Source organism: Streptomyces sp. NPDC104371 (genome assembly GCF_055583785.1).
In genome coordinates this window covers 97103-120992 of sequence record NZ_JBVJNF010000004.1, presented here as the reverse complement: position 1 = coordinate 120992, position 23890 = coordinate 97103, and the positions used below count along the sequence as shown (strand labels likewise).

The following is a 23890-nucleotide window of genomic DNA, read 5'->3' as shown; positions in this document are numbered from 1 at the left end:
AGGACCCCATGCCCGCGGCACCCTCATCGGAGATCCTGGCCGCCTTCGAGGCCGCGAAGGGGTTCATGCCCCTGCGGGAAGGGCTCGCGCTGTACGAGGCGGCCGTCGAGGCGGGGCGGCTCGGGCTGCCCCTGATGGAGGTCGGCACCTACTGCGGGCGTTCCACGATCCTGCTCGCGGACGCGGCCCGCGCCGCGGGCGTCACCGCGCTCACCGTCGACCACCACCGCGGCAGCGAGGAGCAGCAGCCGGGCTGGGAGTACCACGATCCGCGGACGGTCGACCCCGAGGTCGGTCTGATGGACACGCTGCCCACCTTCCGGCGCACGCTGCACCGGGCGGGTCTGGAGGAGCACGTGGTCGCTGTCGTCGGCCGCTCGCCGCAGATCGCGGCGCTGTGGGGGACGCCGCTCGGCCTCGTGTTCATCGACGGCGGCCACACCGACGAGCACGCGAACGCCGACTACGAAGGCTGGGCCCCCCATGTCGCCGAGGGCGGGCTGCTGGTCATCCATGACGTCTTCCCGGAACCGGAGGACGAGTTCACCGGGCAGGCCCCGTATCGCGTGTATCTCAAGGCACTTGAGTCCGGCGCGTTCACGGAGATCTCGGTGACCGACTCCCTGCGCGTCCTGCGGCGAACGGAAGCGGGAGGGTGACGGCGCCGTTAGGGTCGCTGTCATGTCGTACGTAGGTCCGGACTTCGATCCCCCCGAGCCGCGCCGTTCCCGGCGACGGCCGCTGACGTTCACGGTCGCCGCGCTGGTGCCGACGGCGCTGGTCGGCTGGCTGGTCTATACGGCGGTGGCCGACACCGGCGGCGGACCGGCCGACGCGGCGCCCGCCACGGCCTCCTCGGCGTCCCCCTCGACCCCGCACCCCTCGGCGAGCCCGTCGGCCACGGCCTCCCCGACGGCCCACGGCGAGCCGTCGAAGGCGTCCTCCACCCCGACCTCGCGCGCCGCCGCGTCCGGCTCCCTCAAGGGCAAGGTCGTCGTGATCGACCCGGGCCACAACCCCGACAACTTCCGGCACACCACCGAGATCAACCGCAAGGTGAACATCGGCACCAACTCCAAGGAGTGCGACACCACGGGCGCCGCCACCAACGCCGGTTACCCGGAGGCCGAGTTCACCCTGGCGGTGGCCCGCCGACTGCGCCCGCTGCTCCAACAGCAGGGCATCACGGTGAAGTTCACCCAGGACGGCGACCGCCCGTGGGGCCCGTGTGTGACCGAGCGGGCGCGGATCGGCAACGAGGCCCACGCGGACGCGGCGATCTCCCTGCACGCGGACGGCTCGGCGCCCGGCAACCGCGGCTTCCATGTCATCCTCCCCGCCGCGGTGCACGCGGGCGGCGCGGACACCCGCCCGATCGCCGCCCGTTCCCGCGACCTCGGCGAGCGCGTCGCGGGCAACTTCCTCCGGGTCACCGGCAGCGCGCCGTCCAACTACCTCGGCAACGGCACGGGACTTGTGGTACGGAACGATCTCGGTGGTCTCAATCTGTCAACAGTTCCGAAGGTGTTCATCGAGTGCGGCAACATGCGTGACAGTAAGGACGCGGCCCTGCTGACCAGCGAAGACTGGCAGCAGAAGGCGGCGCGGGGGATCTCTGAGGGAATCGTGAGTTTCCTGCGCGGGAAGTGATCGCCCGCCCGAACCCTGCGGACATCCGAGCCGGACGGACGATAGTGTCGTTCGTACGATGAGGGGCCACCCCCGCGCTTACCACCACAGCCCTCGGGGCACCAGGGTGACAGCGACGCCTCCAACGACGACGAGACGACAGACGAAGGACCCGAAGTGAATATGCGCTCCCTCACTAGAGGCGACGGCGTGGTGATCGGAGCAGCGGTACTGCTGTTCATCGCGTCGTTCCTCGATACCTTTGACGGATCCGGCAGCGACGTCCCCAACGCCTGGGACGATCTCGGCCTGGTGATGGGCATGTACGTCGCCGGCATTGTCGGCGCGGCCTTGATCGTCGTCGCACGAGCTCTTCCGCAGCCGCGCAAGGTCGTGGGGCTCGACCTCGGTCAACTCGGCGTCGCTCTCACGCTCTTCGCCGCGTGGACGTCGTTCTGGACGATCATCGACCCCCTGGGCGCGTTCAGCGACGCCTTCACCAAGGTGGGCGCGGGTTCGGGCCTCATCCTCGGACTCATCGCCGCGCTCGTCCTGGCCGCTGCCGCCATCGCCACCCCGATGGTGCCCGCCCTCCAGGCCGTCCTCGTCCCGGCCGGACCGCGGCCCGTGACCGCGCAGCCCTACGGCGCGCAGCCGCAGGGTGGTTACGGCTACCCGGGCGCCCAGCAGCAGCCCTTCGGCGGCCAGCCGCAGCAGGGGCAGCAGCCGGGGCAGCCGTTCGGCGGGGAGCCGCAGCCTGCGCAGCCGCAGCCCGACGCGTCGATCGGCGGGCCGGCGCAGCAGGCCCAGCAGCAGGCCCCGGCCGGGGACTTCTCCCCGTTCTGGTTCGCCGTGCCGGTGCCGCGTCCGCTGTACGCGGAGGACGGATCGGCCACGCAGATCGCCGAACTCGCGCCGGGTACCTGGTACTTGGCGGTCGAGCAGCGCGGTTCCGCGCTGGTGGCGCAGACGCAGGACGGCCGCCGCGGTGTGCTCCAGGACGCGAGCGGCATCCAGCGCGGCTGAGAACTCGGCTGACTCCTACGGCCCCTCGCCCTTGCCGGGCGGGGGGCCGTTGCCGTGCGGCGTCAACCGTGGTCAGCCTGCGGCGAGTTGGGACTCGGTCGGGATCATGACCCGGATGTGGGCGTCCGCGCGGCTGCCCACGCCCCGTACCTTGCCGATGGTCTCGTCGAAGGTGCGCATCGCGGCCTCGTCGCCCGCGCGCAGCTTGGCCGGAAGGTCCTTCAGCCGCTCCAGCTCGGGGACGAGCGGGGCGAGGTCCTCGACGAGTTCGGGGTCGCCCTGGGCGTTGCGCTGGAGCGTCTTGAGCTTGTTGTACGCGAAGGTGCCCGCGAGGCCCGCCTTGTCGAGCGCGGCGGCCCGCCCCTGGACGCCCTTGTCGAAGACGCCGTCCTTCCAGGGCTTCACGATCCACCGGTAGGCCGCCCCGGCCGCGAGCCCGGCGGTCGCCGCGAAGCGGGCTCTGGCGAAGTCCTCCCGCTCGTCCTGGGTGGTCGGGGACGGCGTCGGGGCCGTGATGTACACGGCGGCCTCTTCCGCGGCACTGCCACCGCCGCAGGCGGTGGCACCGGCGGACACGGTGCAGGTGAGGGCGAGCGCCGGGGCGAGGCGCCGTATCGGGTGCGGCACGGGATCCTCCGGGGTCGAAGAAGGGCTCGGTTCTCCCGGCCACGGGGAGAACGGGGAGACACGAGCAGCCTCACCCGTCCCGCCCCCGCGCACCGCCAGGACGGAGCCGTTCGGGTGACCCGCCCAGAGCCCGCCCGGAAGGAACCCGCCGCGCCGCCGCCCCGGCGTGCTAACCGCAGCAGTCCGGTTCCAGTCCCACCGGCAGGCGTTCGCCGCCGAAGACCGCGCAGGTCGGCTCGTGGCCGCCGAGGGCCGCCACCGCGAGCAGGAGCGAGCCCGCCGTCCAGGTGGTGAGTTCCCGGGGCCAGATCACCTGGTCCTCGAAGACATAGCCGGTCCAGTACAGACCGGTCTCCGGATCGCGCAGGTGCTGGATCGACTGGAGGATCTCCAGCGCGCGGTCGGACTCGCCCATCGCCCAGAGCGCCAGGGCCAGTTCGGCCGACTCGCCGCCGGTCACCCAGGGGTTGGGGACGACACAGCGCACCCCGAGGCCGGGCACCACGAAGCGGTCCCAGTCGGCCTCGATGCGCTCCTTGGCCTCGGCGCCGGTGAGGGCGCCGCCGAGCACCGGGTAGTACCAGTCCATCGAGTAGCGGTCCTTGTCCAGGAACCGCTCGGGGTGCCGGCGTATCGCGTGCCGCAGCGCGCCCGCCGCCACCTCCCAGTCCGGCTGCGGCTCCTCGCGCTGCTCGGCGATGGCCAGCGCGCAGCGCAGCGCGTGGTGGATGGAGGAGCTGCCGGTCAGCAGCGCGTCGGCCGTGGCCGTGCCGTCGTCCTCGCGCTTCCAGCCGATCTGCCCGCCGGTCTGCTGGAGCAGCAGGACGAACTCGACGGCGGCGTACACCGTCGGCCACATCCGGTCCAGGAAGGTGTCGTCGCCGGTGGCCAGGTAGTGATGCCACACGCCGACGGCCGCGTAGGCCACGAAGTTGGTCTCCCGGCCCCGGTCGGTGACCGCCTCCGGGTCGCCGTCGGTGTAGGCCGCGTACCAGGAGCCGTCCTCGTTCTGGTGGCGGGCCAGCCAGTCGTACGCGCGCTCGGCCGCCGTGTGCTCACCGGCCGCGTCCAGCGCCATGGCCGCCTCGACGTGGTCCCACGGGTCGAGGTGGTGGCCGCGGAACCACGGGATGGCACCGTCCTCCCGCTGCACGGCGAGGATGCCGCGGACGGTCGCGGCGGCCTGCTCGGCGGTGAGGACCCCGGGCAGGACGAGATGGTCTGTCCGGGGAGTGGTCACGTGGCGTCCGCCTCGGGGAGACGGGGCTGGTGGGGCTTGGTCGCGTACGCCACGAAGCTCTTGCCGATGAACGGGTTCAGCGCCCGCTCGGTGACCCGGGTGGCCAGGGGCTTCTTCATGATGTCCCAGACCAGGAGCTTGTGGAACGCGCGCACCGGCAGCGCCTTGTCGTTGTCCACGCCGAAGGCGCACTTCAGCCACCAGTACGGCGAGTGCAGCGCGTGCGCGTGGTGGCTGCCGTACGGGCGCAGTCCGGCCTCGCGCATCTTGGCCAGCAGTTCGTCCGCCTTGTAGATGCGGATATGGCCGCCCTCGTTCGCGTGGTAGGCGTCGGACAGGGTCCAGCAGATCTTCTCGGGGCCGTAGCGCGGGACGGTGACGGCGATGCGCCCGCCCGGCTTGAGCACCCGGACCATCTCGGCGAGGACGCTCTTGTCGTCGGGGATGTGCTCCATGACCTCGGAGATGATCACCACGTCGAAGGAGTCGTCGGGGAAGGGCAGCGCGAGGGCGTCGCCCTGCATGGCGGTCGCGGTGGCGCCCGCCGGTGCCTCGCCCTCCTCCTTCATCGCCGCGAACCACTTGGCGACCTCGCGGATCTCCTCGACGTTCTGGTCGAGGGCCACCACCTGGGCGCCGCGCCGGTAACACTCGAAGGCGTGGCGGCCGGCTCCGCAGCCGAGGTCCAGGACACGGTCGCCCGGAGCGAGCGGGAACCGGGAGAAGTCGACGGTCAGCACGTGGCCCTGCTTTCGGAATCGGGTACGACGAACTCTTCGGCGGCGGCTGCTCCGTTCGGGGACGCGGGACCGGCCGGGACCGCGAGCGCCCTGGGACGGTCGGGGCGGGCGAGCGCCTCGCGGTACCGGGCCACCGTTCCCTCGGCGGCACGGGCCCAGGTGAAGTGGCGCAGCACGCGGTCCCGCCCGGCCACGCCGAGCCGCGTGCGCAGCTCCGGATCGCCCAGCAGCCGGGTCAGCGCGGCGGCCAGGGCCCCGGCGTCGCCCGGCGGCACCGCCAGACACGTCTCGCCGTCCGGCCCGGCCACCTCCGGTACGGCGCCACCGGTCGTGGCCACCAGCGGCGTACCGGCCGCCATCGCCTCCGCGGCGGGCAGCGAGAACCCTTCGTAGAGCGAGGGCACGCACGCCACCTCGGCCGAGCGCACCAGGTCGACCAACTCCGCGTCGGAGATGCCCTTCACGAACTCGACGACGCTCGCGAGCCCGTACCGCTCGATCGCCTGCGCGACCGGGCCTTCCTGCGGACGCTTGCCGACGACGACGAGATGCGCGCCGGGGCGCTCGGTGCGCACCTTCGCGAGCGCCTCGATCAGATACACCAGGCCCTTGAGGGGGACGTCCGCGCTGGACGTGGTCACGATCCGGCCGGGCACGCGCGGCACCGAGGGGTCCGGCGAGAAGAGGTCGGTGTCGGCGCCGATGTGCACGACATGGACGCGGTCCCGGGAGACGCCCAGGTGGTCGACGATCTCCTGGCGGGAGGTCCCCGAGACGGTGAGGACGGAGGGCAGCCGGCGTGCCACCCGCTTCTGCATGCGCGTGAACGCGTACCAGCGGCGTACGGACGCGCGGCGCTGCCAGGTCGGGGCCGCGTCCAGCTCCAACTGCCGGTCCACGGTGATGGGGTGGTGGATGGTGGTCACCAGGGGGGCTCCGACATCGCCCAACAGCCCGTATCCGAGCGTCTGGTTGTCGTGCACGACGTCGAACTCGCCGCGCCGGGCGCGCAGATGGCGGCGGGCGCGCAGGGAGAACGTCAGCGGCTCGGGGAAGCCGCCGGTCCACATGGTCGCGACTTCCAGCGCGTCGACCCAGTCGCGGTACTCCTCGCGCCCCGGGGTGCGGAAGGGGTCGGGCTGGCGGTAGAGGTCGAGGCTGGGGAGTTCGGTGAGGGACAGTCCCTTGAGGTCCTCGCCCTCGTCGAGTACGGGGTAGGGCTGCGAGCCTATGACCTCGACCTGGTGGCCGAGGCGGGCCAACTCGCGTGAGAGATGGCGTACGTAGACGCCTTGACCGCCGCAGAAGGGGTTGCCCTTGTAGGTGAGGAGTGCGATGCGCAACGGCCGGTAGCCGTCGGCGGCCAAGTCCTCCTGGGAACCCGCCTCCTTGCCCTCAGCGGTCACTTCGGCCCCTTCTCCCTGCCGTTCCCGCGAGGTTACGCCGGACGGTAATCTAGAACAAGTTTCAGACTTGGTCGTTCAGAGGCTTCGAATCTACCGGCAGGTAAGGAGACCGCGAGCGGGCGGATCAGGTGATTCACGCCACGGCGCGAGCCCCCTGCCATGCTGTGCGGCCACTCGCCCTCACCGGCTGTCACGGAACGACGGAACGGGGATCCATGCCTGCGGAAGCCACGGCGCAGACCACGGCCGCGCGAGGGACGGCACGGCCGTGCTCGCCCCCGGTCACCGCGCGACAGGAGGCGCGTCGGCGCCGGATCCTGGCCGCGAGCGCACGGCTGGCGAGCCGGGGCGGCTTCGACGCGGTGCAGATGCGCGAGGTCGCGGAGTGCTCGCAGGTCGCCCTCGGCACGCTGTACCGCTACTTCCCGTCGAAGGTGCATCTGCTGGTCGCGACCATGCAGGACCAGTTGGAGCGGCTGCACGCGACGCTCAGGGAGAACCCGCCGACCGGCGAGACGGCGGCGGAGCGGGTGACGGAGACGCTGATGCGGGCCTTTCGCGCATTGCGACGGGAGCCTCAGCTCGCCGACGCGATGGTGCGCGCCCTGACCTTCGCGGACCGTGGCGCCTCTCCCGAGGTGGACCGGGTCTCCCGGCAGACCACGGCGATCATCCTGGACGCGACGGGCCTCGCCGAGCCGACCCCGGACCAGTCGGCGGCGGTCCGCGTGATCGAGCACACCTGGCACTCGGCCCTGATCACCTGGCTCTCGGGGCGCGCCTCCATCGCCCAGGTCAGGCTCGACATCGAGACGGCCTGCCGACTGATCGACTGGCCAACGGCCACGGGCGAACGGCTGCGGGCATGAAATGACCTACGAGACGGGCTGGGTCGACCTTCTGGTCTTTCGACCTTCCGGTCCTCGGCCAACCTCTGTCGGCCCCGGCGGAAACTTGCGCGTCACGCCGAAGTCGGCAACTTCCGGTCGAGTTTCCTCACTCGCCTCGTAGGCACTTTTCAGGCTAGCGCGCACACCAGGGGATAGAAACCCCCATTTCATGATTCTTTATAGCAATTCGGGCATTTGAGTCAGGCTTCGTATCAAGTCCTCCACCTCCCCCAGGACTTCGATCTCCCGCGGCGTCAGCGTCGGGTTCGCCGCGCGGCGGGCGCACGCCTGCTTCAGACCCGCCTCCGTGAGGGCCGACGCCCCCTCCTGCTGCCCCGCGAGCAGCGCGGCCAGCAGTTCGCGTACGCCCTCCAGCCGGGGTTCGCCGGTCAGGGCGACCTGGGCGAGGATCACCGCGGACATGCCCCAGTCGAGTCCGGGCGAGCCCTCCTCGGCCGTGGCCCAGTCGATGACCTTCGGGCCCCCGTCGGTCAGGATCACGTTCAGCGGGTGCAGATCGAGGTGGAGGACGCTGACGGCCGGGTCACGGGCGGGCAGCGTGTGCAGTTCGCGCAGCAGGCGCGCGAGCATCGCCCCGGCCTCGTCGGGGCCGAGCCGCCCGGCCATGAGCGCCTCCCCCATCGTCGGGCCCGTCAGCCGTTCCATGACGAGGTCGGCGCGCGTCGCGGAGCGCACGGCGGGGACCGGGTAGCCGTGGCCCCGGACGTGGTCCATCACCGCCGCCTCGGCGACCGCGTCCCCGTACGGATCCCGGTAGCGCCGCAGCACCCACGCCTCGTCGATCTCGTACACATCGGCCATGCGTCCGGCCCCGAGGAGTCTTCCGGTTGTCATGGCCGGATCGTATCCGCGCCGATGTGCGCTGGTCCCGGTCCGCGCGGGCGGCCCCCGGGCCCTCTTGTACGGGCCGGTAGAGTGTGCGCGTCGTCATCACGCCTGTACGAGGGGAAGCCGGTGCAATTCCGGCGCTGACCCGCAACCGTGTGCCGCCCCCACGGCGGTGAGCCGGATCGCCTCGCGCGGGACATGACCGGCTCGCGTCGTCGGCAGCCCGCCGACGGCAGGCACCGTCGAGGCATACGGGGCCGGAGCCGCCCGGTTGCCTCGTGCCCCCGTGCGCCCCGGCCTCCCCCCAGGAGAGGCAACCGCCGATCATGAACGTTCGCCGCACCGCAGCGGTACTGGCCGCCACAGCCGTGCTCGGTGGCGCTTTTGCCCCGGCCGCTTCCGCCGCCTCCCCGTCCCCGTCCGCGCCACCGCCGCCCGCCGCCCTGTACGGCACCGCGGACCCCACGTACGACGGTGTCTGGCGCCAGTCGCTCGCGCTGCTCGCCCAGCACACGGTGGGGGTGCGCCCGGCCGCGAAGGCCGTGGACTGGCTCGCCGGACAGCAGTGCGCGAACGGCGCGTTCGCCGCCTACCGCGCCGACCCGAAGGCCGACTGCGACGCCAAGACGCAGGTCGACACCAACAGCACCGCGGCCGCCGTGCAGGCGCTGGCCGCGCTCGGCGGACACGACGCGGAGACCGGCAAGGCCGTCGCGTGGCTGAAGTCCGTACAGAACGAGGACGGCGGCTGGGGCTTCACCGCGGGCGGCGCGAGCGACGCCAACTCCACGTCCACGGTCGTGGGCGCCCTGGCCGCGGTCGGCGCGAAGCCGCAGGAGACGACGTCCGCGAAGGGCCACTCGCCCTACGACGCGCTGGTGAAGCTGTCACTGCCCTGCGACGGCAAGGACGGCGGCGCGTTCGCCTACCAGCCGGACAAGAAGGGCGCGCTCGCGGCGAACGCGGACGCGACCGCCGCGGGTGCCCTCGCCGCCCTGGGCAAGGGCTTCGTGACCGGGCCCGGCAAGACGGCCGGGGCCACCACGTGCACCGACGCGGACACCGCCACCGCCGTCGCGCACAACGGTGCCGCCTACCTCGCCGGAGCCCTGAAGAAGACCCCCTATCTGAAGTCCGCCATGCCGGGCGCGACGGCCCAGCCCGACTACGGCAACACGGCGGACGCGGTCGTCGCGCTCGCGGCGGCGGGCCTGTCGTCCGCGGCCGAGAGCCCGCTCGCCTGGCTGGAGAAGAACGCCGCCGACTGGGCCGAGAAGTCCGGACCGGCCGCGTACGCGCAGCTCGTCTTCGCGGCGCACGCGACGGGCACCGACCCCCGCGCGTTCGGCACCGTGAACCTCGTCGACAAGCTGGGCGCGACGGGCCCGGCCCCGCAGAGCGCCGAGAAGACCGCGGCCGACGGCAAGCAGACGCAGGCCGACGACAACACGTCGCAGAACGACTCCGGCACCACCGTCTGGTGGTTCGTCGGCGTCTTCCTGGTCGCCGGTATCGGCATCGGCTTCCTGCTCTCCGGCCGCAACCGGAAGCGGCAGCCGTGATCCGCCGCGTCGCGACCGCCCTGGCCCTGGCGCTGCTGGTCCTGTTCACCGGCGGCCAGGCGCACGCCACCGGCTACCGGTACTGGTCCTTCTGGGAGCGGCAGGGCGAGGCGTGGACGTACGCCACCCAGGGCCCCTCCCTGTCCCGCCCGGCCGACGGGGACGTCCAGGGGTTCCGGTTCGCGATCAGCGAGGACTCCCAGCGGGCCACGAAGCCGCGCGGCACCACGGACTTCACCACCATCTGCGCGGACACACCCGCGCAGTCCGGCAAGAAGCGGGTGGCGATCGTCCTCGACTTCGGCACGCCCGAGGACGCCCCTTCGGGCGAGAAGCCCCCGGCCCGGCGCACGGTCTGCGCCCAGGTCGGCGAGGACGCCACCACCGCCGAAGCGCTCGCCGCGGCCGTCCCGCCGCTGCGCTACGACACCAACGCCCTGCTGTGCGCGATAGCGGGCTACCCGCACCAGGGCTGCGGCGAGCAGATACGGGACACCGCGCAGCACGAGCCCGCCAGGACGGGCACCTCGACCGGCACCTCGTCGCACGGCACCCCGTCGGCGGGCCTGCTGGTGGGCGCCGTCGCCGTGGCCGCCCTCGGCGGAGCGGCGATATGGCAGGCGCGCCGCCGCAGGAGCTGACGATGGCACCCCGACCGACCGTGCACCCCGGCGCCTGGTGGCTGTGGGCCCTCGGCCTCGGCACCGCCGCCACCCGCACCACCAACCCGATCCTGCTCGCCCTCCTGGTCGCCACCTCCGCGTACGTGGTGGCGGCCCGCCGCACCTCCGCGCCGTGCTCCCGGTCCTACGCCGCCTTCGTCAAGCTCGGCCTCGCGGTCCTCACCATCCGGCTGCTGTTCGCGGTGGTCCTCGGCTCCCCGATCCCGGGCACCCACACCGTCCTCACCCTCCCCGAAGTCCCCCTCCCCCACTGGGCGCAGGGCATCCGGCTCGGCGGCCGGGTCACCGCGGAGGGCCTCCTCTTCGCCCTGTACGACGGTCTGAAGCTGGCCACGCTGCTCATCTGCGTCGGCGCCGCGAACGCCCTCGCGAACCCCGCCCGGCTCCTCAAGTCCCTGCCGGGCGCCCTGTACGAGACCGGGGTCGCCGTCGTCGTCGCGCTCACCTTCGCCCCGCATCTGATCGCCGACGTCCAGCGGCTGCGTGCCGCGCGCCGGCTGCGCGGCCGACCCGACCGGGGCCTGCGCGGTCTGCTCCAGGTCGGACTCCCGGTCCTGGAAGGCGCGTTGGAGCGCTCGGTCGCCCTCGCCGCCGCGATGGACGCGCGCGGCTTCGGCCGTACCGCCGACGTTCCGCCCGCCGTCCGCCGTACCACCACCGCCCTCACGCTCGGCGGTCTGCTCGGCATCTGCGCCGGTACGTACGGCCTGCTGACCGCGGAAGGCGGCGTCTACGGGCTGCCGTTGCTGCTCGCCGGGTCGGCCGCCGCCCTCGCCGGGCTGCGGCTCGGCGGGCGCCGCTCCCCGCGCACCCGCTACCGCCCGGACGTCTGGAACGCGCGGGCCTGGCTGGTCGCCGGTTCCGGCATCGCGACGGCGGCGCTGCTGATCGCCTGCGCCGCGTACGACCCCACCGCGCTGCGCCCCGGTGTCGTCCCCCTGACCGCCCCGACACTCCCCCTGCTCCCCGCGGCGGCGGTGCTGCTCGGTCTGCTGCCCGCGTTCGTCACTCCCGCCCCCGAGGAGTCCGTGTGATCCGCTTCGAGAACGTCTCGGTGACGTACGACGGGGCGGCCGAACCCGCCGTCCAGGGCATCGACCTCACGGTCCCCGAGGGCGAACTCGTGCTGCTCGTCGGCCCGTCGGGGACCGGCAAGTCGACGGTGCTCGGCGCGGTCAGCGGGCTGGTCCCGCACTTCACGGGCGGCACCCTGCGCGGCCGGGTCACGGTGGCCGGACGCGACACCCGTACCCACAAGCCGCGTGAACTCGCCGATGTCGTGGGCACGGTGGGGCAGGACCCGCTGTCCCACTTCGTGACGGACACGGTCGAGGACGAACTCGCCTACGGCATGGAGTCGTTGGGGCTCGCCCCGGACGTGATGCGGCGACGGGTGGAGGAGACCCTGGACCTGCTCGGGCTGAACGAGCTGCGGAGCCGGCCGATCGCCACTCTCTCCGGCGGCCAGCAGCAGCGCGTCGCGATCGGCTCGGTGCTCACCACGCACCCGAAGGTCCTCGTCCTCGACGAGCCGACGTCCGCGCTGGACCCGGCGGCGGCCGAGGAGGTCCTCGCCGTGCTCCAACGGCTCGTCCACGACCTGGGCACCACGGTCCTGATGGCCGAGCACCGGCTGGAACGCGTCATCCACTACGCCGACCGCATCGCCCTGCTCCCCTCCCCCGGCGCCCGCCCGGTCCTCGGCACCCCGGCCGAGGTGATGGCCGTCTCCCCGGTCTACCCGCCGGTCGTGGACCTCGGCCGCCTGGTCGGCTGGACCCCGCTGCCCCTGACCATCCGCGACGCCCGCCGCCGCGCGAGCGACCTGCGCGCACGGCTCGCGGACGTCGTGGCCCCCACCCCGGACGGCCACCGCCCGCACGGCACCGCGAGCCCGGACACCGAGCCGACGCCCCCCGCCCCCGCGATCCCCGCCCCCCGCCGCTTCCTGCGCCGCCGCCCCGCGCACACCGCCCCCGACCCCTCGAGTCCCCGTATGGCGGCGGACATCAGCGCCCTCGCCGTCCAGCGCGGGCCCGTCAAGGCGCTGCGCCACGTCGACCTCACGGTGGCCCCGGGCGAGACCGTCGCCCTCATGGGACGCAACGGTGCCGGGAAGTCCACCCTGCTCTCCGCGCTCGTCGGGCTCGTGCCACCGGCCCACGGCTCGGTACGGGTCGGCGGCACCGTGCCGTACCGCGCGGCCCCGCGCGAACTCGTGCGCCGCGTCGGCCTCGTCCCGCAGGAGCCACGCGACCTGCTGTACGCGGACACGGTGGCCGCCGAGTGCGCGGCGGCGGACCAGGACGCGGGCGCCGCCGAGGGCAGTTGCCGGGCCCTGGTGTCCGAACTGCTGCCGGGCGTCGGGGACGACACCCACCCCCGCGATCTGTCGGAGGGGCAGCGCCTGGCGCTCGCCCTGGCCGTCGTGCTGACGGCCCGGCCCCCACTGCTGCTCCTGGACGAGCCCACACGCGGCCTCGACTACGCGGCCAAGGCCCGTCTGGTCACCGTGCTGCGCGCGCTCGCCGCCGAGGGGCACGCCCTCGTCCTGGCCACCCATGACGTGGAGCTGGCCGCCGAGATCGCGCACCGCGTGGTCGTCCTCGCGGAGGGCGAGGTCGTCGCCGACGGCCCCACCGCCGAGGTGGTGGTCGCCTCCCCGTCGTTCGCCCCGCAGGTGACGAAGGTGCTGGCGCCGCAGCCCTGGCTCACGGTCTCCCAGGTACGGGAGGCACTGTCGTCATGACACCGCCTCGGCCCCGGCCCGCGCCGGTCCGGCTCGGCCCCCGCTCCCTGGCCGCCCTCGCCCTGGTCAGCGTGGTCGGCATAGCAGGCTTCACCTGGCCCCTGTTCGCCGATCCCGGCTCCCAGCTCGGCACGCACGCGCAGGACGCCCCCTGGCTGTTCGCCGGGCTGCTCGTCCTGCTCGTCGCCGTCGTGGCCGCGACGATCGCCGAGTCGGGGCTCGGGCCGAAGGCCGTGGCCATGCTCGGCGTGCTCGCCGCGACCGGCGCGGCCCTGCGGCCCATCGGCGCCGGGACCGCGGGCCTGGAGCCCATGTTCTTCCTGCTGGTCCTGAGCGGGCGCGTGCTCGGGCCCGGCTTCGGGTTCGTGCTCGGCGCCGTGACCATGTTCGCCTCCGCGCTGCTGACGGGCGGGGTCGGACCCTGGCTGCCGTTCCAGATGCTGTCCATGGGCTGGTTCACGCTGGGCGCGGGGCTGCTGCCGGGCCCCGACCGGCTGCGGGGCCGCGGCGAGGTGGCGATGCTCGCGGCGTACGGGTTCCTGGCCTCGTTCGCCTACGGCACGGTCATGAACCTCTCCGGCTGGCCCTTCATGGACGCGCTCGCCTCGAACGTCGCCTACGACCCGCACGCCGGCCTCGCCACCAACCTCAGCCGCTTCCTCGCCTACTGCCTGGCCACCTCGCTGGGCTGGGACCTGGGCCGCGCCACCGTCACGATCGTCCTGACGTGCTTCCTCGGCCCCCCGGTCCTCAGAGCCCTGCGCCGCGCGACCCGGCGAGCGGCCTTCGAGAGCCCGGTCACCTTCGAACCGCGCTAGTGGTGCTCTTCGAGGCGTGACCTCTACGCGTCCTCGAGCGCCCGGCGCACCGTCGCGAGCCGCTCCTCGTCCCACTCGACCTCCGGGTCGGGTTCGAGGAAGGAGAGGGCCACCGCGACGACGCCCAGCGCGGGCCGCGACCATTCCACCGGCTCGGCCGCGCCGAGGACACCGGCCCTCGGCCGCCTCTCCGCGAGGTCCGGCAGGGAGCGCGCGGTGATCACGAAGCCGCGCATGGTCGCGCTGACCTGGGCCGCCAACTCCTCGAACCCCGCGCCCAGTTCAGGGCGCAGCCGCAGACCGAGCAGAGCCGCCAGTTGCCCGTACGACCGCGCGATGCCGTTGATCAGTTCGCGTTCCGCCGTGGCGAGCGCGGCCTGGACCTCCGTGCGCAACTCGCCGTCGGCGAGGCTGAGGAAGGTCGCGTGCAGGGCGATGTAGGTGCGCCACTGCGGTGAGGCGTGCATGGCCTCGAAGTCCCGCAGCGCTCCCTGGCGCAGCAGCTCGACGAGAAGCCCCCGACGGCCCTCGGGGGTACCGAACTGCTCCAGCCGGTCGAGCGCGAGCCGTCGTACCGCGTCCTCGGCGACCGTGCCGTCCGTGCCGATCGCGGCGGGCGCGGTCGCGGCGATCGCCTTGAGCAGATCGCTGAAGAACAGGTCCTTGTAGGGCCAGCGGCGGTAGACGGCGCTGCGGGCGACGCCCGCGTCACGGATGACGTCCTCGAAGCCGATGTGCTCCAGGCTGACCGTCAGCCCGGTGGCGTCGATCATCGCCATGGCGGTGTCGAGCATCCGCTGCGCGGTCTCCGTGTCCGTCAGCCTGCGACGACGCCGGGTCAGTCCTGATGGAGATTGCTCGTCGGTCATCTTGCCTCTACCCTTCCCCATAGCCACTTGAGACAAGATATCCCAAGTCTCGTCACGGGCACGACACCGCAAGGAGATCCATGAACACGTCCATGAACACGCGGCACCTCCCCACGTCCGTCCGCACCGCCGCCACCGCGCTGTACACCGCCGCCGCCCTGTCGTTAGTCGCCGCCGCCACCGTCGTCGCCGACCAGGCCGGGGGCGACGGACTCGCCGGGACACTGCGCGAGGCCTACCCGCGGCGCAGCCCCGGCGACGTCTCGATGGCCGAATCCAGCATCCTCACCTACCTGTTCACCCTCGCCGCGATCGGCGCCGCCTTCTTCGTCTGGATGGCGTGGGCGAGCAAGCGGGGCAAGCGATGGGTGCGCAAGGCGGGCGCGGCGACGGTCGTCGTGGGAACCGCGCTGTCCGTGTACCACTTCACCCAGCCGCACCCCCTGGTGATGACCCTGGCGGGTCTGCTGCCCTGCCTGGCCGGGCTCGTGGGGCTGGCACTGCTGTGGCGACCGGAGGCCGCGCCGCACTTCGCCTGACCTCACCGGGGTACGGGCCTGACGCGCCGGATCGTCAGGCCCAGCAGGCAGATGGCTTCGCGCCCGCGCCCTGGACCACGACTCCCGTGCGCGGGGCGCCAACCACGCCTCGATCCCTTGCACGTGCAACGATCGCCACCGTCCGGCTCCGGCGCGGCGACCCCGCCGTACACGCCGCGCGCCACACCGCCCCCTCCCGCTCCGCGCCACCGCCCTCGGCTCCGCCTGGTGCCGCCCGTGCGGACCCCCACGTGGACGCGGTCACCTACGAGGCAGGGTCGTAGTCCGATCGCCTGACATGCGCGCGTCGGGCCGACCCGGTGACCTGCACATCGAGGCCCAGGTCACATAAGCGAATTACGCCGCTAATGCGAGCACACCTGGTAAGAGGGGTCATTGCGGACGCCACGGGCCGCCTGTTTCTCTGGATCCCGTCGCCAGGCGCCGACCGGCCCTCCCGGGTCGCGGCACCGACGCGCACCCGTCACGCCCCGCGTGGTCCGGGTCGCGGGCGACACCCTTGTTCCCGACGAAAAGGTGTTCTGTGTCCGTCTCCGTGATCCGCCGCATCGCCTCTCCGAAGAAGGCCATCGCCACCGTCGCCGTCGTCACCGCCGCCACCGGCATGGGGCTCGTCCCGTCGCCCGCACATGCCGCCGCCCCGGCTTCGGGCGCCTCCTCCGCCAAGTCGATCGCACGTCACATGATCAAGGACCCCGCACAGTACGCGGCCTTCCACAAGATCGTCTCGCACGAGAGCGGTTGGAACATGCACGCCACCAACCCGTACTCGGGCGCATACGGCCTGGTCCAGGCGCTGCCCGCCCACAAGATGGCCAGCGCCGGCTCCGACTGGAAGACCAACCCGGCCACCCAGATCAAGTGGGGCCTGGACTACATGAATTCACGCTACGGCAGCCCCGCCGCCGCCTGGCGCTTCTGGTCCATCCACCACTGGTACTGATCCCGGTACCGATCCCGGTATCCGCTCCGACCGAGCGCGCACCGATCCGCGAAGGCGGCGGCCCCGACCCGGGGTCGCCGTCTTCGGCGTGCGTCAACCGCGCGAACGGTGCGGTTCCGCCCCTGAGGCGCGATAAGGGTCACAATCGGGACGGTTCGCGGCGGTGCGGCGAGGGCCCGTCGCTCCTGCACAGGCCGCGTTTACGTACAGAACGCATCGAGTCGGCCACGCTCCGCCAGGGCGACCCCGCCCCCTATGGTCGCCTTTCGGCCCGCTCCTCGTGGCGGGCCGTGGTCCGTCGCCCGGCGGCGGGCCCTGTCCCTGTCCCCGTCGAAAGGCAGGCGAGCGGTACCTTGCCGACCGTCGCTCCACCCGCAGCGTCCATCGCCCCTCAGGCCTCGGCTCCCGCCTGGGCCGAGAAGGCCACCGTCACCGACCCCGCGCTGGTCAAGCGCGCCGTGAAAGCCGCCGCGCTCGGCAACGCGATGGAGTGGTTCGACTTCGGCGTCTACAGCTATATCGCCGTGACGCTGGGCAAGGTGTTCTTCCCCTCCGGCAACCCCACCGCGCAGTTGCTGTCCACCTTCGGCGCCTTCGCCGCGGCCTTCCTGGTCCGCCCGCTCGGCGGCATGGTCTTCGGGCCGCTCGGTGACCGCGTCGGGCGGCAGAAGATCCTCGCGCTGACGATGATCATGATGGCGGCGGGCACGTTCGCGATCGGCCTGATCCCGTCGTACGCGGTGATCGGCGTCGGGGCGCCCGTCCTCCTGCTGGTGGCCCGGCTGGTGCAGGGGTTCTCGACCGGTGGTGAGTACGCGGGCGCGTCCACGTTCATCGCCGAGTACGCGCCGGACAAGAAGCGCGGCTTCTTCGGCAGTTGGCTGGAGTTCGGCACGCTCGCCGGATACATCGGCGGCGCGGGCCTCGTCACCTTGATGACCGCGCTGCTGTCCTCCGCGGACATGGTGGCCTGGGGCTGGCGGATCCCGTTCCTGATCGCGGGCCCGATGGGCATCATCGGCCTCTATCTGCGGATGCGGCTGGAGGAGACCCCGGCGTTCGCGGCGCAGGCCGAGAAGGCCGAGAAGGCCCGTAAGGCCGGGAAGTCCGCGACCGAGCACCGCAAGGTGCCGCTGCGCGAGATGGTCGCCGGGCAGTGGCGGGCGCTGCTGCTCTGCGTGGGTCTGGTGCTCGTCTTCAACGTCACCGACTACATGCTGCTGTCGTACATGCCGAGCTATCTGACCAGCGAGCTGAAGTACGACGAGACGCACGGACTGCTGGTCGTGCTGGGCGTGATGGCGACCATGATGATCGTGCAGCCCTTCGTGGGCGCGCTGACCGACCGGATCGGCCGCCGCCCGGTGATCGCCGCGGGCTGCGTGGGCTTCCTGCTGCTGTCGGTGCCCGCCCTGCTGCTGATCCGCCAGGGCAGCCTGCTCGCCGTCGCGCTCGGCATGGGCGCGCTGGGCCTGCTCCTGGTCTGCTTCACCGCGTCGATGCCCGCCGCGCTCCCGGCACTCTTCCCGACGCGGGTGCGCTACGGCTCGCTGTCGATCGGCTTCAACATCTCCGTGTCGCTGTTCGGCGGTACGACCCCGCTGGTGGTCACGGCGCTGATCGGCGCCACCGGGAACATGATGATGCCCGCCTACTACATGATGGCGGCGGCCGTGATCGGCGGCATCGCGGTGTGGTTCATGACGGAGTCGGCGGGCCGCCCGCTGCCGGGTTCGGCACCGTCGCTGGAGCGCGCGGAGCACTGAGCGGACGGGGTGTACGGCCGCGTCCGCGCGGCCCGTACACCCCGTCGTCGTTCAGGCCTCGTGATAGAAGCCCACGTTCACACTGCGCGGGGCGCCGCGGTCCTGGATCACCAGCTCGCCCGAGCCGCCGTGCGGAAGCCTGGCCGTGCCGCCGTACGGCAGCGGCTGGGCCGGTTGGTGCCCGCCCAGGATCAGCCGGACCTCGGAGGACGGCTCGGGCTGGGAGCCGCGCAGCCAGCTCACCTGCCAGCCTCCGTCGGGGCCGCACTGGAACTCCAGATGCACCCGGGAGACGAACAGCCAGTCCTCGGGGGGCGCGAGGCGGCACACGGAGCGGTCGCGGCCCACCCGGAGCGCGGCGCCCGGTTCGCTGGGCGCGTCGGCCATGAGCATGCCGGCGGTAGCCCCGGCGTCCGCCTCGGCGACGGTGGCCATGGTGAGTTCGAGCACGTGCGCTCCTCCGGGGTGAGGCGGTCAAGTGGTGTGCGCGTGAGGGGTGTTGACGTACTGCGGCGGCATGATAGTTCGACTCGGCGCCCCGTCGAGTGACGTGCGGCACAATGGACCCATGACCGAGCGCAAGCCACCGGGTGTCAGCTTCGAGTCCTTCGTCGACAAGCAGATCCGTGACGCGGAGGCGCGCGGCGAGTTCAAGGATCTCCCCGGCGCGGGTCAGCCCGTACCGGCCGTCACGGAGACCCAGTACGACGAACTGTGGTGGATCAAGCGGAAGATGGCCCGCGAGGGCGTCTCCGTCCTGCCGCCCGCGCTGGCCCTCCGCAAGGAGGCGGAGGACACCCTCGAGGCCGCCGAGACGGCACCGTCCGAGGCCGCGGTACGACGGCTGATCGAGCCCCTCAACGTCAAGATCCGCGACATGATGCTCAAGCCGCCACCGGGCCCGCCGCTGGGTCTGAAGCCGTACGACGTCGAGGAGATCGTCCAGCGCCGGCGCGCCCGCCGCGCGGACTGAGGGCACCCCGCGCGCCCCGGCGGCCTCGCATATCCGGTTGCGGGCCCCGTCCTCCGGCTTCGACCATGCCCGTCATGACATGGACCGTTGCCCGAGAACCCCATGACTCACCGGTGGCCGCGGCGCTGTGGCGCGCGTACTACACGGAGGTCAGCGACCGCTGGTACCAGCTCCACGAGAACCGCTCGACCGAGCCGGAGGAGCTGGAGCGCGCGATCGCCGCCGACACCGGGGAGTATCTGGCGCCCCCGACCGGCGCCCTGTTCGTGGCCCGCTGGGCGGGCGAGCCTGCGGGAACGGCGGGCGTACGGCTGCTGGACCCGGCGACGGCCGAGCTGAAGCGGGTCTTCCTGTACGCGGCGCTGCGCGGCCGGGGCGGCGCGGCACTCCTGGTGTCCGCCGCCGAGGACGCGGCTCGCGCGCTGGGCGCCGAGCGGATCGTCCTGGACACCCGCGGCGATCTGGTGGAGGCCCGCTCCTTGTACAGCCGCCTCGGCTACGCGGAGACCGCGCCGCACAACGACGACGTCTACGCCGAGCACTGGTTCGCGAAGAAGCTCGGCTGACCGCTACTCCTCCCTCGGCTGACCGCTACTCCTCGCGCGGGCGTTCCGCGTCCGAGCCGCACATCTCGGCGTTCAGGACCTGGACCAGTCGGCTCAGATCGGTCGGCCGGTCCGGGCCCCACCAGTCGCCGAGCAGTTCGGCCAGGGACTCCTCACGGGCCCGGGACAGCCGCTCGGCGACCTCGTAGCCCTGCTCGGTGAGGACCAGGTCGAGCCCCTCGCGCACCGCCAGGCGTCTCTCCTCCACCTGCCGCGCGGCCCCGATGATGACGTTCAGCGGGACCGTGCTGCGCTCGGCGAGCACCCCCGGCTCGGCCCAGCCGTAGCGCATGATCCGCAGCAGCAGCCAGCTCGCCGCGGGCAACAGGTCGTACCCGGCGCGCCGGGTGATCTTCTCGTAGATCGCGCGTCGCCCCTCGCGCGCGCTGAGGACGGACAGCGCCCGGCACACCTCGTCGTACGACGAACGCTGCACCGGATTGGTCGCCAGCGTCTCCGTCCCGTCCGGTGCCGTCACCGAGCCGCGCAGCGGGTCCTCGCGCAGGAACCACGCCAGGGCGAAGCCGAGGAGGGCGACCGGGGCGGCGTACAGGAAGACATCGGTGATGGAGACGGCGAACGCGTGCAGGACGGCGGGCCGGACATCCGCGGGAAGCCCCGTGATGCCCCGCGGGTCGGCCTGGAGGGTGTTCGTGGTGACGCCCGGCGGGAGGGACCGACCGGCCAGCGCCGCCGTGAGCTGACCACCGAGGCGGCCCGCGAAGAGCGTGCCGAACACGGCCACCCCGACCGAGGCGCCGATGGAGCGGAAGAAGGTGGCGCCGGAGGTGGCGACGCCGAGGTCCTCGTAGTCGACCGCGTTCTGCACGACCAGCACCAGGACCTGCATCACCAGGCCGAGGCCGAGACCGAAGACGAAGAAGCAGCCGCTCATCACGGCCGTGCTGCTGTGCTCGTCGAGCCGGTGCAGCAGGAGCAGCCCGACGGTCGTGACCGCCGTGCCCATGATCGGGAACACCTTCCAGCGGCCGGTGCGGCTGACGAGCTGGCCGGAGCCGGTGGAGGACAGCAGCATCCCGAGCACCATCGGCAGCATGTGCACACCGGACAGGGTCGGGGTGATGCCGTGGACGATCTGGAGGAACGTCGGCAGATACGTCATCCCGCCGAACATCGCGAAGCCGACGATGAAGCTGATGATCGCGGCGAGGGTGAAGGTGCGCACCCGGAAGAGCTTCAGCGGCAGGACGGGTTCGGCCGCCCGGTGTTCGACGAGCACGAAGGCGACCAGCAGCACGGCACCCAGCACCCCCAGGCCTATGACCTGCGGCGAGACCCAGCCCCAGGTCGTGCCGCCGAGGGAGGCCACCAGGACGAGACAGGTGGCGACGCAGGCGATGAGGAAGGTGCCGAGGTAGTCGATGACATGCCGCGCGGACTTCCGCGGGATCTTCAGCACCGTCGCGATCACGAGCAGGGCGACGATCCCGAGGGGCAGATTGACGTAGAAGACCCAGCGCCAGCTCAGATGCTGGGTGAACAGGCCGCCCAGCAGCGGCCCGAGCACACTGGTCGTCCCGAAGACGGCGCCGAAGAGCCCCTGGTAGCGACCGCGCTCCCGAGGCGTGACGATGTCGCCGACGATCGCCATCGACAACACGATGAGCCCGCCGCCGCCCAGGCCCTGAAGGGCGCGGAAGGCGATCAGTTCGAGCATGTTCTGCGCCACGCCGCACAGCACGGAGCCGATCAGGAAGATCACGATCGCGGCCTGGAACAGCTTCTTGCGGCCGTACTGGTCCCCGAGCTTGCCCCACAGCGGGGTCGCCGCGGTCGACGCGAGCAGATACGCGGTGACCACCCACGAGAGGTGTTCGAGGCCACCGAGGTCACTGACGATGGTCGGCAGCGCGGTCGACACGATCGTCTGGTCGAGCGCCGCGAGCAGCATGCCCGTCAGCAGCGCGCCGATGGAGACGAGCACCCCGCCGTGCGCGCGCTGTTCCGCGGCCTTGCCCCGCGCGACGCCGGTCGGTCCGGCCGCCGCGGGTGCTCCCGCCTCGGCCGCCCTGCCCTCTGCGTCACCGGTCATCAAGATCTCCTGTAGACGATCCTGCCTCCATGCTGCCCCCATCCTTGTCGCTATGGGCCCATATGGCCTGTTGAGGTGCCTGTCGAGAACCGAGAGGAAGCGGAGATCCCGGGGGCGGACGGGAGATTCCGTGCGGAAGGTCTGCATAATCTCTGGAGTTCGGCGGGAGGGGACCGAGGGCGTGAGTGGATCGAACGGACAGGCCTGTCCGGAGTGCGGGGCGCCGCGGCGGCCGGACGGCACGCCGTCGTGCGGATGCACCCGACGGGCGTCCGACGCGCTTCGGGACGCGCGGACGGCGCAGGCGGCAGCGGCGGAGGACTTCGATCCGCTGCGGATCCGGCCGTACGTCGATCTGCCGGTGACCCCGGCCGAGCCCGCGCGGGAGGCCGCGCCGGACGAGACGATACGTCTCGGCGCCGTACCGGGACCGGAGGAGATACCGGGGCGGCGGCAGCCGGATGTGACGACGACGGCGCGACTCGACGCCGTCCCTTCGGACCCGGGGACCTCGGGTCACCGCAAGCCGCGGCGCCGACAGCGGCGCACCGTGCTGCTGGCCTCCGGTGGAGCCGCCGTCGCGATCGCGGCGGCCGCCGCCTTCGCCGGGGGACTGTTCTCGTACGACCCGCCGCAGCGGGACGAGGCACGGCCCGACGACGTACGGGCGAGCGTGCCGGAGTCGTCGCCGTCGCGGCAGCCGTCGGCCACGCCGTCCACGGCGTCCGCGGCGGCCCCCACGGCGAGTGCGACCTCGTCACCGAGCGCGAGCCCGACGCCGTCGGAGTCACCGTCGAGCGCGCCCCCGAGCCCGTCCGCCACCGCCACGTCGAGCACGACCCCGACGCCCACCGCGCCCACCCGTGCGCCGTCGCCCACCGCCACCGCGGGCCAGATGCCGAGCGGGCAGGTCCTGCGCCAGGGCGACCGGGGCCCGGAGGTCACCGAACTACAGCTACGCCTGCGCCAGTTGAACCTGTACAACGGCCCCGCGAACGGCAACTACGGCTGGCGGGTGGCACGCGGCGTCGGCACGTACCAGGCGGCACGCGGCGTCACTCAGGACGAGCCGGGGGTGTACGGCCCGGCGACGCGGGCGATGCTGGAGTCGGAGACGAGCGGGCGCTAGCCGGTAGCACCGGTCAGCCGATGCGAACGTGGATCATCCCGTTCGCCGCAGCCTCCACGCGCACCCGCGTGAGGTCCGCGGCCAGGACGTCAGGACCGTGCTCCGCGGCCCGGCGGCCGACGCCGACCACCCGCATCCCCGCGGCGCGCCCCGCCGCGATGCCCGCGCCGGAGTCCTCGAAGACGAGGCAGTCCTCGGGCGCGACGCCCAGTTCGGCGGCGCCCTTGAGGAAGCCCTCCGGGTCCGGCTTGCTCGCCCCGACCGACTCGGCGGTGATCCGCACCTCGGGCAGCCCGAGGCCCGCGGCGGCCATGCGCGCGGTGGACAGCGCCACGTCCGCCGAGGTCACGAGGGCGTGCGGCAGTTCCGCGAGGGAGGCGAGGAAGGCGGCGGCACCGGGGACCTCGACCACACCGTCCATGTCGGCGGTCTCCTCGGCGAGCATGCGGGCGTTGTCCGCGTGGTTCCGCTCCATGGGGCGGTCCGGCAGCAGTACGGCCATCGACGCGTACCCCTGCCGCCCGTGCACGACCTTCATCACCGCGTCGCCGTCCAGCCCGTGCCGTCCGGCCCAGCGACGCCAGCAACGCTCCACGACGACATCGGAGTTGACGAGGGTGCCGTCCATGTCGAGCAGCAGGGCGCGGGTGGTCAGCAGGGTCGAGGCCGTCATGGGCGGGGCTCCAAGGCATGGGGAAGGGGCCGCCAGGCGGCCCCGAGGACAAGGCGGCCCCGCCCGCCGGTCAGGGTTGCGGGCGGGAGCCACTTTGTTC

The 23890-nt window shown here is 72.7% G+C and carries 24 protein-coding genes; 15 read left to right on the top strand and 9 right to left on the bottom strand.

Annotated elements, in window-relative coordinates:
• The first annotated feature begins 8 nt into the window (after positions 1–8).
• The 3 genes from ACZ60T_RS14545 (at position 9) to ACZ60T_RS14535 (ending at position 2655) form a co-directional block, all read left to right on the top strand.
• Positions 9–659: a class I SAM-dependent methyltransferase gene (locus ACZ60T_RS14545; protein WP_365619713.1), complete on the top strand. Its 651-nt coding sequence runs from the start codon at positions 9–11 to the stop codon at positions 657–659.
• A 22-nt stretch (positions 660–681) separates the two neighbouring features.
• On the top strand, positions 682–1650 hold the full coding sequence (locus tag ACZ60T_RS14540) for an N-acetylmuramoyl-L-alanine amidase (protein WP_365619711.1): 969 nt from the start codon (positions 682–684) through the stop codon (positions 1648–1650).
• A 156-nt stretch (positions 1651–1806) separates the two neighbouring features.
• Positions 1807–2655 carry a hypothetical protein gene (locus tag ACZ60T_RS14535; protein ID WP_365619708.1) on the top strand — a complete coding sequence of 283 codons (849 nt, stop codon included), beginning with the start codon at positions 1807–1809 and terminating at the stop codon, positions 2653–2655.
• 72 nt (positions 2656–2727) lie between these two features.
• Here the strand turns inward: ACZ60T_RS14535 and ACZ60T_RS14530 are convergent, their stop codons facing one another.
• The 4 genes from ACZ60T_RS14530 to ACZ60T_RS14515 form a co-directional block, all read right to left on the bottom strand.
• The gene (locus ACZ60T_RS14530) at positions 2728–3282 is read right to left on the bottom strand and encodes a hypothetical protein (RefSeq protein ID WP_469666179.1); all 555 of its coding nucleotides are present in this window, start codon (positions 3280–3282) and stop codon (positions 2728–2730) included.
• Positions 3283–3451: 169 nt separating this feature from the next.
• Positions 3452–4522: a glucosidase family protein gene (locus ACZ60T_RS14525; RefSeq protein ID WP_469666178.1), complete on the bottom strand. Its 1071-nt coding sequence runs from the start codon at positions 4520–4522 to the stop codon at positions 3452–3454.
• Positions 4519–5262 (bottom strand): class I SAM-dependent methyltransferase, encoded by a 744-nt coding sequence (locus tag ACZ60T_RS14520; RefSeq protein ID WP_365619699.1) that lies wholly within the window; start codon positions 5260–5262, stop codon positions 4519–4521. Before ACZ60T_RS14520 ends, ACZ60T_RS14525 begins: the two co-directional genes overlap by 4 nt.
• Positions 5256–6668, bottom strand: a complete 1413-nt coding sequence (locus ACZ60T_RS14515; RefSeq protein ID WP_469666177.1) for a glycosyltransferase family 4 protein — start codon at positions 6666–6668, stop codon at positions 5256–5258. The genes ACZ60T_RS14520 and ACZ60T_RS14515 overlap by 7 nt, the downstream gene beginning before the upstream one ends.
• Positions 6669–6883: 215 nt before the next feature.
• Between ACZ60T_RS14515 and ACZ60T_RS14510 the strand changes: the two genes are divergently transcribed.
• Positions 6884–7537, top strand: coding sequence for a TetR family transcriptional regulator (locus ACZ60T_RS14510; RefSeq protein ID WP_469666176.1), 654 nt, complete (start codon positions 6884–6886; stop codon positions 7535–7537).
• Positions 7538–7735: 198 nt separating this feature from the next.
• Here ACZ60T_RS14510 and ACZ60T_RS14505 read toward each other — a convergent pair whose 3' ends face one another.
• Positions 7736–8413: a phosphotransferase gene (locus tag ACZ60T_RS14505; RefSeq protein WP_469666175.1), complete on the bottom strand. Its 678-nt coding sequence runs from the start codon at positions 8411–8413 to the stop codon at positions 7736–7738.
• A gap of 320 nt (positions 8414–8733) precedes the next feature.
• Here ACZ60T_RS14505 and ACZ60T_RS14500 point away from each other — a divergent pair, with 320 nt between their 5' ends.
• Genes ACZ60T_RS14500 through ACZ60T_RS14480 form a run of 5 tightly spaced genes read left to right on the top strand, consistent with a single transcriptional unit; the run spans position 8734 to position 14219 of the window.
• Positions 8734–9969, top strand: coding sequence for a prenyltransferase/squalene oxidase repeat-containing protein (locus ACZ60T_RS14500; protein ID WP_469666174.1), 1236 nt, complete (start codon positions 8734–8736; stop codon positions 9967–9969).
• Complete coding sequence (locus tag ACZ60T_RS14495; RefSeq protein WP_469666173.1) at positions 9966–10610, top strand: SCO2322 family protein; 645 nt, start codon at positions 9966–9968, stop codon at positions 10608–10610. The genes ACZ60T_RS14500 and ACZ60T_RS14495 overlap by 4 nt, the downstream gene beginning before the upstream one ends.
• Before the next feature lie 2 nt (positions 10611–10612).
• The gene (locus tag ACZ60T_RS14490) at positions 10613–11686 is read left to right on the top strand and encodes an energy-coupling factor transporter transmembrane component T (protein WP_469666172.1); all 1074 of its coding nucleotides are present in this window, start codon (positions 10613–10615) and stop codon (positions 11684–11686) included.
• Entirely contained in the window at positions 11683–13401 is a 1719-nt protein-coding gene (locus ACZ60T_RS14485) for an ABC transporter ATP-binding protein (RefSeq protein WP_469666171.1), read from the top strand. The genes ACZ60T_RS14490 and ACZ60T_RS14485 overlap by 4 nt, the downstream gene beginning before the upstream one ends.
• Positions 13398–14219, top strand: coding sequence for an ECF transporter S component (locus ACZ60T_RS14480; protein WP_469666170.1), 822 nt, complete (start codon positions 13398–13400; stop codon positions 14217–14219). The genes ACZ60T_RS14485 and ACZ60T_RS14480 overlap by 4 nt, the downstream gene beginning before the upstream one ends.
• 23 nt (positions 14220–14242) lie before the next feature.
• On the opposite strand, the gene ACZ60T_RS14475 is transcribed toward ACZ60T_RS14480, so the two are convergent.
• Entirely contained in the window at positions 14243–15088 is an 846-nt protein-coding gene (locus ACZ60T_RS14475; RefSeq protein ID WP_469666169.1) for a hypothetical protein, read from the bottom strand.
• An 80-nt stretch (positions 15089–15168) separates the two neighbouring features.
• Between ACZ60T_RS14475 and ACZ60T_RS14470 the strand changes: the two genes are divergently transcribed.
• The 3 genes from ACZ60T_RS14470 to proP all read left to right on the top strand — a co-directional run bounded on the left by ACZ60T_RS14470 (position 15169) and on the right by proP (position 18357).
• On the top strand, positions 15169–15627 hold the full coding sequence (locus ACZ60T_RS14470) for a hypothetical protein (RefSeq protein ID WP_365619669.1): 459 nt from the start codon (positions 15169–15171) through the stop codon (positions 15625–15627).
• A 544-nt stretch (positions 15628–16171) separates the two neighbouring features.
• Positions 16172–16591 (top strand): aggregation-promoting factor C-terminal-like domain-containing protein, encoded by a 420-nt coding sequence (locus tag ACZ60T_RS14465; RefSeq protein WP_469666168.1) that lies wholly within the window; start codon positions 16172–16174, stop codon positions 16589–16591.
• Positions 16592–16974: 383 nt separating this feature from the next.
• Positions 16975–18357 carry a glycine betaine/L-proline transporter ProP gene (gene proP / locus ACZ60T_RS14460; RefSeq protein ID WP_469666574.1) on the top strand — a complete coding sequence of 461 codons (1383 nt, stop codon included), beginning with the start codon at positions 16975–16977 and terminating at the stop codon, positions 18355–18357.
• A gap of 51 nt (positions 18358–18408) precedes the next feature.
• On the opposite strand, the gene ACZ60T_RS14455 is transcribed toward proP, so the two are convergent.
• A complete protein-coding gene (locus ACZ60T_RS14455) occupies positions 18409–18807 on the bottom strand; it encodes a hypothetical protein (protein ID WP_365619663.1) in 399 nt (132 codons plus the stop codon).
• Between the two features lie 118 nt (positions 18808–18925).
• Between ACZ60T_RS14455 and ACZ60T_RS14450 the strand changes: the two genes are divergently transcribed.
• Together ACZ60T_RS14450 and ACZ60T_RS14445 are read left to right on the top strand one after the other, a co-directional pair.
• Positions 18926–19330: a DnaJ family domain-containing protein gene (locus ACZ60T_RS14450; RefSeq protein WP_469666167.1), complete on the top strand. Its 405-nt coding sequence runs from the start codon at positions 18926–18928 to the stop codon at positions 19328–19330.
• 74 nt (positions 19331–19404) lie between these two features.
• Positions 19405–19896 (top strand): GNAT family N-acetyltransferase, encoded by a 492-nt coding sequence (locus ACZ60T_RS14445; protein ID WP_469666165.1) that lies wholly within the window; start codon positions 19405–19407, stop codon positions 19894–19896.
• A 25-nt stretch (positions 19897–19921) separates the two neighbouring features.
• Here ACZ60T_RS14445 and ACZ60T_RS14440 read toward each other — a convergent pair whose 3' ends face one another.
• The gene (locus ACZ60T_RS14440; RefSeq protein ID WP_469666164.1) at positions 19922–21988 is read right to left on the bottom strand and encodes an MDR family MFS transporter; all 2067 of its coding nucleotides are present in this window, start codon (positions 21986–21988) and stop codon (positions 19922–19924) included.
• 181 nt (positions 21989–22169) lie between these two features.
• Between ACZ60T_RS14440 and ACZ60T_RS14435 the strand changes: the two genes are divergently transcribed.
• Positions 22170–23117, top strand: coding sequence for a peptidoglycan-binding domain-containing protein (locus ACZ60T_RS14435; protein WP_469666163.1), 948 nt, complete (start codon positions 22170–22172; stop codon positions 23115–23117).
• Positions 23118–23130: 13 nt separating this feature from the next.
• Here ACZ60T_RS14435 and ACZ60T_RS14430 read toward each other — a convergent pair whose 3' ends face one another.
• On the bottom strand, positions 23131–23790 hold the full coding sequence (locus tag ACZ60T_RS14430) for an HAD-IA family hydrolase (protein WP_469666161.1): 660 nt from the start codon (positions 23788–23790) through the stop codon (positions 23131–23133).
• Between the last annotated feature and the right edge of the window lie 100 nt (positions 23791–23890).

Excerpts from the sequence above, each read along its gene's own strand:
- ACZ60T_RS14545 (WP_365619713.1), top strand. The coding sequence starts at position 9 with ATGCCCGCGGCACCCTCATCGGAGATCCTGGCCGCCTTCGAGGCCGCG.
- ACZ60T_RS14540 (WP_365619711.1), top strand. The coding sequence starts at position 682 with ATGTCGTACGTAGGTCCGGACTTCGATCCCCCCGAGCCGCGCCGTTCC.
- ACZ60T_RS14510 (WP_469666176.1), top strand. The coding sequence starts at position 6,884 with ATGCCTGCGGAAGCCACGGCGCAGACCACGGCCGCGCGAGGGACGGCA.
- ACZ60T_RS14505 (WP_469666175.1), bottom strand. The coding sequence starts at position 8,413 with ATGACAACCGGAAGACTCCTCGGGGCCGGACGCATGGCCGATGTGTAC.
- ACZ60T_RS14500 (WP_469666174.1), top strand. The coding sequence starts at position 8,734 with ATGAACGTTCGCCGCACCGCAGCGGTACTGGCCGCCACAGCCGTGCTC.
- ACZ60T_RS14490 (WP_469666172.1), top strand. The coding sequence starts at position 10,613 with ATGGCACCCCGACCGACCGTGCACCCCGGCGCCTGGTGGCTGTGGGCC.
- ACZ60T_RS14480 (WP_469666170.1), top strand. The coding sequence starts at position 13,398 with ATGACACCGCCTCGGCCCCGGCCCGCGCCGGTCCGGCTCGGCCCCCGC.
- ACZ60T_RS14475 (WP_469666169.1), bottom strand. The coding sequence starts at position 15,088 with ATGACCGACGAGCAATCTCCATCAGGACTGACCCGGCGTCGTCGCAGG.
- ACZ60T_RS14470 (WP_365619669.1), top strand. The coding sequence starts at position 15,169 with ATGAACACGTCCATGAACACGCGGCACCTCCCCACGTCCGTCCGCACC.
- ACZ60T_RS14450 (WP_469666167.1), top strand. The coding sequence starts at position 18,926 with ATGACCGAGCGCAAGCCACCGGGTGTCAGCTTCGAGTCCTTCGTCGAC.
- ACZ60T_RS14445 (WP_469666165.1), top strand. The coding sequence starts at position 19,405 with ATGACATGGACCGTTGCCCGAGAACCCCATGACTCACCGGTGGCCGCG.
- ACZ60T_RS14440 (WP_469666164.1), bottom strand. The coding sequence starts at position 21,988 with ATGACCGGTGACGCAGAGGGCAGGGCGGCCGAGGCGGGAGCACCCGCG.
- ACZ60T_RS14430 (WP_469666161.1), bottom strand. The coding sequence starts at position 23,790 with ATGACGGCCTCGACCCTGCTGACCACCCGCGCCCTGCTGCTCGACATG.